Annotated in this window: 12 protein-coding genes; 6 read left to right on the forward strand and 6 right to left on the reverse strand. The window is 43.1% G+C overall.

Translation table 11 applies throughout. The features are described 5' to 3' along the window. The first annotated feature begins 168 nt into the window (after positions 1-168). Entirely contained in the window at positions 169-534 is a 366-nt protein-coding gene (locus FLL45_RS11135) for a hypothetical protein (protein ID WP_142942081.1), read from the forward strand. Positions 535-630: 96 nt separating this feature from the next. Here FLL45_RS11135 and FLL45_RS11140 read toward each other — a convergent pair whose 3' ends face one another. The 3 genes from FLL45_RS11140 to FLL45_RS11150 all read right to left on the reverse strand — a co-directional run bounded on the left by FLL45_RS11140 (position 631) and on the right by FLL45_RS11150 (position 4,022). Continuing rightward, positions 631-1,053 carry a type 2 periplasmic-binding domain-containing protein gene (locus FLL45_RS11140; RefSeq protein ID WP_210247160.1) on the reverse strand — a complete coding sequence of 141 codons (423 nt, stop codon included), beginning with the start codon at positions 1,051-1,053 and terminating at the stop codon, positions 631-633. A gap of 10 nt (positions 1,054-1,063) precedes the next feature. After that, positions 1,064-2,197, reverse strand: a complete 1,134-nt coding sequence (locus tag FLL45_RS11145) for a porin (RefSeq protein WP_142942082.1) — start codon at positions 2,195-2,197, stop codon at positions 1,064-1,066. Between the two features lie 439 nt (positions 2,198-2,636). Beyond that, the gene (locus tag FLL45_RS11150; RefSeq protein WP_142942083.1) at positions 2,637-4,022 is read right to left on the reverse strand and encodes a chalcone isomerase family protein; all 1,386 of its coding nucleotides are present in this window, start codon (positions 4,020-4,022) and stop codon (positions 2,637-2,639) included. Positions 4,023-4,305: 283 nt separating this feature from the next. Here FLL45_RS11150 and FLL45_RS11155 point away from each other — a divergent pair, with 283 nt between their 5' ends. From FLL45_RS11155 to FLL45_RS11170, 4 genes are all read left to right on the forward strand, one after another. Then, a complete protein-coding gene (locus tag FLL45_RS11155; protein WP_210247161.1) occupies positions 4,306-4,959 on the forward strand; it encodes a transglycosylase SLT domain-containing protein in 654 nt (217 codons plus the stop codon). Between the two features lie 200 nt (positions 4,960-5,159). After that, on the forward strand, positions 5,160-5,441 hold the full coding sequence (locus FLL45_RS11160) for an acylphosphatase (RefSeq protein ID WP_142942084.1): 282 nt from the start codon (positions 5,160-5,162) through the stop codon (positions 5,439-5,441). A gap of 210 nt (positions 5,442-5,651) precedes the next feature. Next, on the forward strand, positions 5,652-6,890 hold the full coding sequence (locus tag FLL45_RS11165; protein ID WP_142942085.1) for a M20/M25/M40 family metallo-hydrolase: 1,239 nt from the start codon (positions 5,652-5,654) through the stop codon (positions 6,888-6,890). 51 nt (positions 6,891-6,941) lie between these two features. Further along, on the forward strand, positions 6,942-7,178 hold the full coding sequence (locus tag FLL45_RS11170; RefSeq protein WP_142942086.1) for a hypothetical protein: 237 nt from the start codon (positions 6,942-6,944) through the stop codon (positions 7,176-7,178). 84 nt (positions 7,179-7,262) lie between these two features. On the opposite strand, the gene FLL45_RS11175 is transcribed toward FLL45_RS11170, so the two are convergent. The 3 genes from FLL45_RS11175 to xseA form a co-directional block, all read right to left on the reverse strand. Beyond that, positions 7,263-8,024, reverse strand: coding sequence for a class I SAM-dependent methyltransferase (locus FLL45_RS11175; protein WP_142942087.1), 762 nt, complete (start codon positions 8,022-8,024; stop codon positions 7,263-7,265). Between the two features lie 175 nt (positions 8,025-8,199). Continuing rightward, positions 8,200-9,864, reverse strand: coding sequence for an AMP-binding protein (locus FLL45_RS11180; RefSeq protein WP_142942088.1), 1,665 nt, complete (start codon positions 9,862-9,864; stop codon positions 8,200-8,202). Positions 9,865-10,046: 182 nt separating this feature from the next. Continuing rightward, on the reverse strand, positions 10,047-11,414 hold the full coding sequence (gene xseA, locus FLL45_RS11185) for an exodeoxyribonuclease VII large subunit (protein ID WP_142942089.1): 1,368 nt from the start codon (positions 11,412-11,414) through the stop codon (positions 10,047-10,049). A gap of 257 nt (positions 11,415-11,671) precedes the next feature. On the opposite strand from xseA, the gene guaB reads away from it, so the two are divergent. Further along, the gene (gene guaB, locus FLL45_RS11190) at positions 11,672-13,138 is read left to right on the forward strand and encodes an IMP dehydrogenase (protein WP_142942090.1); all 1,467 of its coding nucleotides are present in this window, start codon (positions 11,672-11,674) and stop codon (positions 13,136-13,138) included. Positions 13,139-13,291: the final 153 nt, after the last annotated feature.

Consider the following 13,291-nt stretch of genomic DNA (forward strand, 5'->3'; position numbering starts at 1 on the left):
ATAGTCGAATTTTATGGTAGTGTCGAAGCATCAGGAGAGGTTGTAGGTATCTTCTAAAACCAGTTGAGTAGGCTTGATGCGTGATTCATTGATGAACTAAGCCGAGCTGGTGGCAGCTCTAGCTAGTTCTGTAGAATGCGATCTTGAGATTGTTTTAAGGGGGTAATAGTGAGTAAGCGAGATAAAAAATTAAGTACTCAGCAAATTTTTAGTGCGCTCAGTTCTAGTTCGAAGACTGGCAGAACAACACAGTTAGCATTTGATTTATCTGCGAATGGGCGCAAGAAATTGAAAATAGAAGCCGCAGTGGATGATATGACACCTGCCGAAAAAGCAAGAGAAGTTTTAGGCTTAAGTATCAAAGCAAAAAAAGCATCCCCCAAATTAATATTAAGGTTAACGGAAAAAGATTTTCGGTTTCTTGCAGACAAATACGACGTTGAATTTGAAGATAGATTGACTATTCGAAATAAGGCGGCTGAAGAACTCGCCAACGAGTACCCTGATGCTGAAGTTAAATTTGACTTTGATTAACTGAGTAAAAAACGAATAGTAAAAAAGTGTAATCCAAAAAAAAAGGCCTGCGGTAGCGGGCCTTTTTTCATTTGGAGGTATTGATAAAACAACAGATCAGAATCGCAGAACAACTTTGACGGTGTTGTCTACAGATTTGGCGTCAATAATCCCAATAACATTACCATTACTCGCAACCTGTTGCTTAACTTCATCGTCACTATCGTATTCTTTTGGTGGTCGCCCCTTACCGGTGAAGATGATTTTTGACCAATAAGCATTAAGTTGGCTCGAAGACTTATCGAGAACAACCTCATTAAAGGCCTGCTTAGTAGCACCTTTTTCTTTTGGGCTTATTGCGACAACTTTATCACCGTTAGAGAAGTATTTGGTTTTACCCAAAAACATCTTGGCAATCGTTTCTTTATCCAGTTTTGAATCGTTCATCGGATTAACAATAACGACTGATTCTGCAAAAACGTTAGTTGCAGCTAACATCAGGCTGACAGCAAATATTAATTTATAAAATATCTTGTTCATTGCCTGCCTCCTAGAAGAATGTCGTTACAGCGAACCTTAGAAGACTAGCGTCTTGACCAAACTGATCATCCGTTAAATCAGTGTATTCAACTTTAAGTGCCGCTGCTGGATTGAAGTCCCAACGGAAACCGACGGTTGTGTAAGTCGCATCTTCGAAACGTGATTGTAATGTCAAATTACTTGCAGCTAAAAGTGCATCAAGTCCAGGATCGACTCCCGCAGGTACGCCAGCTAAAGCTGAGAAGTCATTATCTGTTTCATCTGCACCGTAAGTCAGGTGAAGCGTAACCGTATCGATTCGATAAGCAGCACTCACAAAGTAAGATTCTTGGTCACCAGTGAAGTTATCATCTGATTCGAACTCTGTAACCTCTGCGATCAATTGGAAGTCGCCTAGCTCGATTCGCATACCGAATTCTGTGAAGGTAGCTTCATCTTCGGTGAACTCGAGCGCGTCTGCGACACTTGCAAATGGCGTTTGTCTCCAGCCCGCAAGCAAAGGATCGAGGTCGGTAACTTCGAGAGTAATGTCAGCGGTCGTTTGACTTGCTCTTAACATCAACCAGTCGTAGTTGACCGTCCAAGAGAAGAGGAAAAGATCTTTAATTTCTGATTCTAAGTTTTGCCCATCGAGGAAAGCATCGGCATTTTCTTGACCAAATAAAATCTCAAAGGTGTGTTCAACAGAACCCGTGCTGCCGCTAAGGATTGTATTTAAACCTGTGACGGTACCAAGCGGTAGATCGTATACACCTGCTGGAGGCGCGATCCAGTGATAGGCGAAACCAACATCAAAAAACTCGGTATACATGAAGTATGGAGTACGTTGTTTACCAAATTGAAAACGAACATTTTCATTGGCTTGGTAGCTCATGTACGCCCATTCGACATCCGTTGCCCATTCATCTCTACCACGAGAAATTAACTGAGCCGTGAAATTGAGATCTTCGTCTAAGTCAGAGCTTAACTGAACACCAAACAAAGAGTCGTTATCAAAGTTGAGATCTTCGCCGTATTGGTACAAGGTCTCAGTTTCATCTGAAGTAAATCCACCTGCGATGGTCGCAAAACCATTGATGTTTACTTCAGCATTTGCTTGAGTTGCAAAGAGTGCAACTGCCGGCAGTAAATACTTAAGTTTCATTCCTTCCTCCGAAGTTTGTCGTAAATTTAATTCGAGACAATCATCTCTCGTATTTATAAGTTTTATAATTTGTTTATTGAAAGTTGGCTTAGGGCATCAGCCTTATCAGGCATTTTTTGCTAGGCATAAGCCATTTTTCAAATTGTTACCAATTTGAGAACATGAACCATAGCGGAGACTTACGCGCGTTTGATGGAGTCATTCCTTGACTGCTTTAGGTACAACATCTCAAACATAGTGGTCGGACGAGTGAATTTTATACAGTTCGATAGGCCGACACAAGGTTTTTCCGGAATAGTTCCAATTGTTCGTTGATATTCTCCAGTTTAGTCAAAAAATTCAGTATTTACCGAGATTTAGCGGATATTATTCGACTGAATCTAGGTAAAAACTGAGTTTCTTGCTAGTTTTGGCTGTGAATTGGGGCAATTAAGTCACGCTAGAAGCAGATCCAAGCCGATGTAGAGCGTTTGCACTTTGCAAAATCCAGGGTTACATCAATCGTGATAGCGAGATCGGCTATAGCTTCTGGTATTGGCGGCATTGATTGCAACCGCTCAATCGAGTCATACATGCTTTGTAAGAGTTCTCCCTCGAACTCACCGGATACTTTTTCAGAATCACGGACCAAAAGTTTGCCTTCGCTGTTGAATAAAGTCACTCGCAAGGTCGCATTTCCCTTAGGTTTTCGTCTCACTTTTCTGGGCGGCACGGGGCGAGCGTTTTGTTCGATATAGAGTTTGAGTTCTGCAGAATAGTCATTCCTCAAAGAAGCGAACATTTGGTCAACGACGGAAACTTCTTCCACTTTAGCAACTTTGACGTCTTGCTGATTGTTTTGCGTAGCAGGTTGATTTGCCGGCGCTTTCACGGGCGGCTGTGTCTCATTGCGGACAATTGTGGTCGCTGGTTTTGGTTCTGTTTTTGCCGCTGGCTTATCTGCAGAAGCTTGTTTGGTATCTGATCGATCAGGTGTCACGCTGGACGCAGTCGCTTGCGCAGTCGTTGCGGCGACGTTTCCTGCCGTATTTGAATCTGTAGGTGATTCATTTTGAACCGTTTGTTGCGGTGCTTCGGATTGGGTTGGCTCTGCTGTTACATTGTTAGCATCACCTGATTGGGCAACTACTTCACTTGCGCCAACTTCAGCTTGGTTGGCGGAATTTTCTTCGGCTTCTGCCGATTGACTCGCTTCCGGCGTTGCTTCAAGACTTGCCTGTAAAGTGCGCAGACGAGCGTTTTTAGAAGTTTGAACTGTCAGTGCGTTAAATTCTTTTAACAGTGCCGCTGTTGGCGCCGTTCTGATTTGCTCTGCGAACTTCTTTGAAGGCTGCTTGTCACCAAACCAAATGGAGACTAATGCCGTTTGAAAGTTAAGGTTAGAAATAGTGCCCAGCGGCACGTCGTTAATCGAAACGCTGGTTCCTCTTACCGGATTGAGGTCAAAGACCAGTCTATCACCCTTAAACATATCGATTTTGATAAGCTTGCTAAACTGCAGAAGCGCATCTTCAAACTGCTTTAATTCCTCTCGCGAATTTGTCCGTAGTATTGCATTTAGCCAAAGCTGATTATTTCGTCGGGCCGAAAAGCGATCAACGATGTATCGGGCTTCCATTTTGAATGGGAGGGGATCCGCTATATAGGTAGCGAGGTCTTTCGGTGGGTAGCCTGAGGTTGCTGCGTAAAAAACTGGAACCCTAAGTTTTTCTTGCACTGCCAATCCAGTGATATTAGCGTTTGCAAAAGAACTACCAAGTGTGCAAATGGCTATTAAAACCAGCGAAAATGAAGACTTAAAATACCGAACGTACGCTTTTACCATCAAAACTACTTAAAACAAGGATAAAGGTAGCGCGGAATATACCAAAAATCCCCTGGTAAGACCATTTTCTGACCAGTATTTCAATAGAGAAATTTGCAACAAAGTGCGAAATTCACCTGAAAATACGTGATTTTTCGCGTTTCAGCCTAAAAACCGTGACGTGCTGAGTTTGCAACCGCACAAAATAAGTTAAATCAACTATGCTTTAGAAGACTGATCAAGTAATACCCAAGAATTCTAGCGTTTGGTGACAATAAACTTGAACAAGGCAAAAGCGGTTGAAATGAATAACTTTGTGATCAAAAAAGATACCCCGGCCCATATTGGGCGAATTAAGTGTATTTGCTGCTGGATGTTGATGACGGTTATGTTATTTGCGTTTCCTGCAATCGCCGAGTCGAATGTGTATCGCTTTGTTAATCAAAATGGCGACGTAGAATTCACCGATCGACCAAAGCATGACGGTTTTGTAAGGATTGTAAAAACTTGGAAAGGCTGGAAGCCGGTTAAAGCCAACCCTAACTTTAGGGCCAATCGAAAAAAATATTCTCCGCTTATTGCTGAGGCTGCCAAGGAATTTGATTTTCCAGTTGAATTTATTCACGCGGTTATCCATGCCGAAAGCCATTTTGATCCCTATGCTGTTTCTTCTGCAGGAGCAATGGGATTAATGCAACTTATGCCAGCAACGGCTAGTCGCTTTGGTGTCAATGATAGGCAAAACCCTCGTCAAAATATTTACGGAGGCGTCCGCTACTTGCGATATTTATCGGAAATGTTTGACGGTAATTTAACCTTAACCTTGGCTGCCTATAATGCCGGTGAAAATGCCGTAAAGCGCTTTGGATATAAGGTGCCGCCGTACCAAGAAACGCGTCGCTATATCAAAAAGGTCAATCGGTTTTATTCTTCCTATAGAAATAATTATCAGCAATAAGTTTACCGGTCCATTGTATTCTAAGATAGAATGTTTCACCTGAATTGTTTGGATTCAAAATTTTATTTAAAGCCAAGTAGAATTAAAAATTGTTTTAAGTTTTTTCTTAGCGATTGCGTTTATGCAACCTTTACCGAGCCTTGAAGCTCATTCGGCAATTTGTGAAAGATTTTTGGAAAGCTCATTTAAGCGAGGAATACATGATAAAAACTGTTCATGCCTTTGTTTCAGGAAAAGTTCAGGGCGTCTGGTATCGAGACAGTACAATCGCGGCAGCCAAACGATTCGGCGTACAAGGTTGGGTTAGGAATTTGCGAGATGGCAGAGTCGAACTGATTGCTCAGGGTTCATCAAAAGACGTCGATTGTCTTATTCAATGGTGTTGGCAAGGCTCGGCGGCTTCCCAAGTGAGCGATGTTGAGGCTGCCGAATGTGCAGCCCAAGACCTCAATGAAGGTTTTGTAAGGCGTCCTACGGCTTAAGAATTAACTTTGTATTCGTTTTATTGGTAGACCTTATTCAATATCCGCGCACATTATTAAAGGACTAATAAAAGTCGTGAATTTATTAATAGCGAAAAACGACTTGGCCAAACTAAGTAAATTGATAAGAGGCGCTAATTAAAATTTTTAACAGTAACTAAAATAGTAACATTAACTAAAATAGTAAAAGTATCTAAAAGGTAGCTAACAATGAAAATAAAACGAATAATTTTTCTACTGAGTTTTAGTTGTTTTTTTTCCCTGGCACACGCGGCAAAGCAACAGGATGTTCTGGCTGCTTCACAATCATGGCGAGATGCCAATAGTTTAACTATTTTAAATGATTTTCGTGATTTATTGTCGCTCAAGAACGTCGCGACGAACTTTGACGATATGACTAAAAATGCCGATTGGATTGAAAGTTATTTACAGCGAAGAAACTTTCAAACTCAGCGATTAATAGAAGGTGGGGCGCCTTATATTTTTGCTGAGAGAAAAACGCCCGGAGCTCAAAAAACAGTATTGATTTATGCCCATTATGATGGCCAGCCCGTTAAAGCAGAAAACTGGCAATCAAGCGCTTGGACACCAGTGCTTAGAGATGACCTCGTTGAGTCAGGTGGAAAAGATGTTGCTTGGCCAACGACAACCACACAAATAAATTCGGATTGGAGAATCTTTGCACGCTCGGCTGGAGATGACAAAGCGCCTGTCATTGGGGTCATGGCTGCTATCGATGCGCTAGATAAAGCTGGAATTACACCAAGCGTAAATATTAAGTTACTTTTTGATGGTGAAGAAGAAATAAGTTCTCCAAGTTTAAAAAATGTTTTAGATAAACATGCGGATTTATTAGCCACTGACCTGATGCTTTTTTGTGACGGTCCGATGCACCAGTCGAGAGAAAGGCAACTCGTTTTTGGCGTCCGGGGAGTTTCTGGATTGAATATTACGACTTATGGCCCCGCTCGACCACTTCACAGCGGTCACTACGGTAATTGGTCGCAGAACGCCGCGGAGAATATGGTGAGTTTACTTGCCAGTATCCATCATTCAGACGGAAAGGTTGCTATCAAAGGCTTTTATGATTCGGTGCCAAAGATGACTGAGACCGAAAGGGCAGCGATAGCTGCGATGCCGAACATCGATAGTAGATTAAAACATGAATTAGCACTCAACCAATCGAGACTTAAAAATACCCGTATTGAGGAAGCTATTATGCAACCCGGCGCGATCATTACAGGAATTCAAGTTGGCACAACCGGTCGCTCTGCGCGAAATGTCATTGTCTCTGAAGCAAATGCTTCAATAAACTTTCGGTTAGTGCCCAATCAAACCCCTTTGCAAGTAAAAAATCAAACTGAAGCTTACTTTAAATCTCTCGGGTACAAGATTACCTACCAAGAGCCGACCGATGAGTTATTAAGAAATAATGAAAAATTGATATAGCTTAACTGGAAGTTGGGTTATCCGAGCTTTCTCTCATCCCTTGAGTCACCCATGGCTGTTAAGTTACAAGCGATCATGAAGAATATGACGGGCAAACCGCCATTAATGACACCTACGATGGGGGGGAGTTTACCAATCTACTTATTCGAAAACGCAATCGATGCACCGATTATTATCTTGCCTGTGGCGAATCATGATAACAATCAACATGGTCCAAATGAGAACCTGCGAATTAAAAATTTGTGGGATGCGATCGACTTGTATGCGCTGGTGCTTACTCAGCTTTGATAGCCACTCTGTTTCGATAAGCATAAAGAACCACTTATCGAAACGGGCTCTTCAGAGCTTATGGTGATTCTTATCTGGGCTAAATCATTTTTTCTTAAACTTAAGGACGCTGCGGTCAGTGTTGTATTTGTTGCGCTCTTCGAATACCGAAGAGATCAAATCATCATTTTCATTGCTTAGCATATTTGATTGCCCAACGAGTTCAAATCCTACTGCTTGTAAATCTCTGATAAGAACTTTAGGGTCGGCTCGGTGCAGAGTTTTACCAACAATTTCATTGTTTGCGCCGTCCTTTGCATTCGCATCGATCACGCCTAAAATTCCGCCGGGTTTTAAGATTTGATGAATCCCTTTAAGAAACTTTTGTTTATCGATAGGAGGCCAACCTCCTTTGGCGTCGGCGTAGTAAATATCATGCATGCCGAGAATAAAGATCGCAGCGTCATATTGTTGTTTAAGTTCAACCAATGATTCTGGTGCAGCGACGTAATTATTAACGTTAGGGAGTCGGTTGTCGAGGAGGCGTGTTGCGACGGACTTTTTGACATAGTTATTCCAAGCTTGATTATTATAGAGGGTAACTGACCCTTTTTCACCGACCACATAACTTAAGATTTCGCTGTAATAACCACCGCCAGCGAAAATGTCAAAGACTCTCATACCTGGCTCGATACCGAAAAATTTTAACACCTTATCAGGTTTTCGTTTCTTGTCATTTTCGCTATCTGCCGCGCTGCGAGCTGGGTTCGCTAGCGCTTCCTGGTAAATATCGGCGGTAACTTTTTGACTTGTCGCTAATAATAAGAAAATAACGACGATGAGGATTCCGTTGGCTTGTATTTTCATTCTAGATGACCTTGTTCCTTCATTAACTAAAGGAAGTCTAACTGAACGAATAAATGCAAAATATTTAGGAATGTAACATTTCGAGAATCAAGTCGAAATTAAACAAAAATTAAAGCTTTCCACAAACAGGATGAGCGACATCATTTATGGAAAGCTAGCCGTGAAGACCTTTTGACTAGGTTGATTCAGAAGCAGTTACGTCATTCTCCCAGAAAACGAGCTCATTAATGGTGTCTTGAACCACCTTATTATATTTTTTCTCTAGCATCGAACGACGTATTTTTAGCGTCGGCGTCAGAAAATCATTTTCAACAGACCATGCTTCATCAGCAACAATAAGACAATCGAGTTTTTGATGACTTTCTAAATCAGCATTAACTTTCTCTAACGTCTTTCTTAACGATTTACGAATTTGGTCTTTATCGGCGCCAAGTAAATGAGCGGCAAGAACGGCAACCGCGACAGGTTGCTTTCTACCCGCACCCATCACACATATTTGCTCAATTGCAGGATTAGCGGCAAGCATCGACTCAATCGGTGCCGGCGCGACGTATTTGCCTTTGGAGGTTTTAAACTCCTCTTTCATTCGTCCGATTATTTGATAGGACCCATTCGCTAAGATTTCGCCTTTGTCTCCCGTCTTAAACCAACCATCTTGAAAGCTTTCGTCAGTTGCGGATTGATTCTGATAATAGCCCTCAAAAACCGCATCGCCTCGGATTAAAATTTCTCCCTCCGGTGACAACTTCATTTCCACACATGCGCACGGCAAACCAATCGTTCCAATGCGCTCAGGATTAAATGGAAAGTTACTGCACGCAAGGCCAGTAACTTCGGTCATTCCCCAACCTTCTGCGATATCAACACCAATGGTTTGATACCATTCTAAGGTGCTCTTTGAAATCGGTGCAGAGCCAGACCCATAAATACGCGCAGAATCGATGCCGATTCCTTGGCGAATTTTTTTGGCGAGTAGACGTCCTATGAGTGGAATTTTAAGCAGTTTTTCGAGCTTCTTAGGCGGAAGTTTTTCAAATACGCCAGTTTGAAATTTGGTCCACAAACGAGGTACCGAGATAAACAACGTTGGTTGACAATGTTTTAAGTCCTCTAAAAAAGTATCCAAGCTTTCGACAAAGTAAATCGATGCACCCGCATACATTCCAGGCCCCTGGATAACACCTCTCTCTGTTATATGGGCAAGCGGCAAGTAAGAGAGGGCCCGGTCATTGTTGGCAATCTCAAAGGATTGAATATGTGTTTCACAGACTGAAGAATAGTTGAGGTAACTGATGACGACACCCTTTGGGATACCGGTTGAACCTGAGGTGTATACCAGCGTCATGGTTTCTTCGGGTTTAGGCTCGTGGATATCGCTCAGCGGGTCGTTATTGTCTAGCCAGTCATTCCATTGATGTTGACATGCAATCGTCGGGTAGGGAAAAGCGACTTTCTGAATCTCGTCACCCAAAGCACCCTCCGCGGGTGCGAATTCATCAAGTTTGCCGACGAACACTGCTTTAGCGCCGCTGTTCTCAACCACTTGAGCAATCGTTTTTTGATTCGCTGTGTAGTAAATAGGCACGCTCACCATACCAGCCATCATAATCGCATAATCGGCGATAAACCATTCAGCACAGTTTTTTGAGAGTATTGCGACTCTATCACCTTTTTGTAGGCCTAAAGCGTTTAGACCGGTTGCTATTTTTTGGGCTTTTTCAAAAGCCTGTTGCCAGCTTGTCACGTGCCACTGGCGGTTGATGGGTTGATGCAGAAAATCTTTATCGGGGTGTTGTTTTACGCGTTCTGCGAGTACTTGGATAGGGTGTCTGTATTTCATTTTGCTCCAGAGTCTTGAGAAACGATTAAATTGTTGTTTTTAAGTTCTTTTATCTGAGCGAGGAGGCGATCCTCACGGTCCTGTTTAAAACACAGTTATATCATATATCCCGCAGTTGTGTTGAGTATTCGAAGATTTGTCTAAAAAACTCAGCCTTGTAATCGACTGGATTTAATCGTTACTTATTGATTGGGCTTGATCGATTCCACTCTACATTGAGCGTTGCCATCGCTTAACAGTAGATCGATGGACTGATTTTCTTGGATTTGTGCACAGGTATTGATGATTTTGCCCGTTTGACCATCTCTGGCAATCGAATATCCGCGGCTTAACGTAGACAACGGACTAAGGGTTTCTAGGGAACTCACTTTAATCTGAAACCGCCTATTGAACGATTCGAATTGAGATTGCCAACTCGATAACAGTCGGTGTTTGAGTTGAGTCAGTTTTTCCTGCTCTTGTTTTAAACGCAAGAGTGGATTCAGCTTTTGCAGCTTTTGTTCGCTGAGTTCGAGTTGTTTTTGATTTCGGTGGAGTGATTGGTTACCGACCATCAAAAGCCGGTGCATGAGCTTTTCGAGTTTTATCTGACTCGTATTTATTGCGTTTTGTGGATCCGCAAGCTTTAAGCTAGCAATGTTGAGGCGATTTTGCAGTTGGTTAATACTTATTATGAGTTTTTCAGCCAGAGCGCCAGAGAGAATATCGAGCCCTTGCTGAAGACCTTGCTGATCTGGTACCAACAATTCCGCTGCGGCTGAAGGTGTAGCAGCGCGTAAATCTGCGACTAACTCAGCAATAGTTGTATCCACTTCGTGACCAACAGCGGCGACAATGGGAAGTTGGCAAGCTGCGATGCGATAGGCGAGTTTTTCATGATTAAAGCACCATAAATCCTCAAGCGAACCGCCGCCGCGAGTCAATAACAACACATCACACTCGGCTCTTGTTTCCGCTTGGTCAATCGCGGCAATGATTTGCGCTGTCGCTGATTCTCCCTGTACTTGCGTTGGATAGATTATTACCGGAACCATCGGACAGCGGCGCGCAAGCACTGTCAAAACATCTTGAATGGCGGCGCCAGAAGGTGAGGTGATAACACCGATTCGTTTGGGTAAGCTTGGCAATGGTTGCTTTAGTTCAGGCGCAAAAAGCCCTTCTGTTTTGAGCTTGTTGATGAGTTCGTTCAATTGCTGCTGTAAATCGCCGAGTCCGGCAGGTTCCATGAAGTCAGCTATCAGCTGATAGTCCCCTCGCGCTTCATAGAGTGAAACTTTGCCTTTGATAATGACTTTATCACCCTCTTTGGGTGAAAAACGGAGCATCTGAACTTTAAATTTGAACATGGCACAACGGATTTGCGCAGTTTGATCTTTCAATGAAAAATACCAATGCCCTGAAGCCGCTTTGGTCAGATTTGAAATTTCGCCGCTTATCCACACACTACCCAGAGTCGATTCCAACGTGCCTTTTGCCTGACGGTTTAACTCACTTACAGTGAGTATGGTGCGTTTGGGTGGTTGCATTGGTTGGAGAACCGGTTTAATCATATGGCGTTTGTTTTTTGGCGGAAAATTGCGAATTGCGGCAGTTTACCCGCAAAAGGCCTAAAAATCATCGAGTTTACACGAGAAGTTTATCGAGCGAACTTTTTCTCAGGTTGGAAACTGAGGTTTATGCGTAATTCATCAATAAAAACAACAGATTAAAATAACAAATTTATCTAGAAATAATTGTTACTCTGCACAAATAGTCTGTATAATCCCGCTTTGGCTGCAAAGCCCTTCTACAAATGGTGAATTTTGATATGCGTATCACTCAAGAAGCTCTTACGTTTGATGACGTCCTACTTATTCCTGCTCACTCTCAAGTTCTGCCCAACGAGGTGAACTTAAAAACAAAACTGACCCGCGAAATAGAACTGAATATCCCTCTGGTATCGGCGGCAATGGATACGGTAACTGAGGCTAACCTCGCGATCGCGTTGGCGCAAGAAGGTGGAATAGGGTTCATTCACAAGAACATGGATATTGAGACCCAAGCCGCTCAAGTCCTTAAAGTTAAAAAATTCGAGAGCGGTGTCGTTACCGACCCAATCACGGTACCCTCAACGACCAGTATCGCGGCACTGAAAGAAATTACCTCGAAACACGGGATTTCTGGGTTGCCGGTGGTTGACGATGGTGAACTTGTTGGTATTGTTACTAGTCGCGATATTCGTTTTGAAACCCATCTTGACCGACCGATTTCTACGGTAATGACTACCAAAGATAACTTGGTCACAGTCACAGAGTCTGCTTCTCAAGAAGAAGTACTAAAGTTGATGCATAAACACCGCATCGAAAAAGTGTTAATGGTTGATGAAGAATTTCGTTTGACCGGGCTGTACACAGTAAAAGATATTCAGAAAGCCGAAGATAAACCCAACGCCTGTAAAGATAGATTAGGCCATTTAAGAGTCGGCGCTGCGGTTGGAACAGGTCCAGACACTAATGAACGGGTTGCCGCTTTGGTCGCTGCCGGCGCAGATATTATTCTCGTTGATACCTCACATGGGCACTCGCAAGGTGTATTGGATAAGGTTAAATGGGTCAAAGAAAACTATCCTAACGTTCAAGTTATTGGCGGGAACATTGCAACCGCTCAAGGTGCAAAAGATTTAGTGGCGGCAGGAGCTGATGGCGTCAAAGTTGGGATTGGTCCTGGATCTATTTGTACCACGAGGATTGTCACTGGTGTCGGTGTACCACAGATATCGGCTGTTAATAACGTCGCTCAAGCATTGGAAGGTACTGGCGTACCGTTGATTGCGGATGGTGGTATCCGCTACTCGGGCGATATGTGTAAGGCACTTGCCGCGGGAGCCTACTCAGTTATGGTGGGGTCAATGCTCGCAGGGACCGAGGAAGCACCTGGTGAAGTAGAATTATTTCAAGGACGCTCTTATAAGTCTTATCGTGGTATGGGGTCACTCGGCGCAATGCAGCAAAAGCATGGTTCTGGTGATCGATATTTTCAATCATCGAATGCTGCGGACAAGTTCGTACCTGAGGGAATTGAGGGGCGTGTTCCTTACAAAGGCCCAATCAATGCCATTGTTCATCAGATGTTAGGTGGTTTGCGCTCTTCGATGGGCCTCACAGGTTGTGGTGACATTCCCACTTATCGTACCAAAGCAGAGTTCGTAAAAGTGACCGCTGCAGGGATGCGAGAAAGTCATGTTCACGACGTTCAAATTACTAAAGAAGCGCCGAATTACCAAGTTTCAAAGTAAGTTTTATGAATTGGCTTGCCGAGCGTGGTTTGATCCATTGGGTCTCAGGCAAATAACTGACAGTTTACAGGTTTTGTCTCTATCATTAAAAAAGCCGCAATTAATATCAATTGCGGCTTTTAAGTTTTTTCAATTGCTTTAGCTTCACGAAAG

It is taken from the genome of Aliikangiella marina (genome assembly GCF_007004765.1).
GTDB lineage: Bacteria > Pseudomonadota > Gammaproteobacteria > Enterobacterales > Kangiellaceae > Aliikangiella > Aliikangiella marina.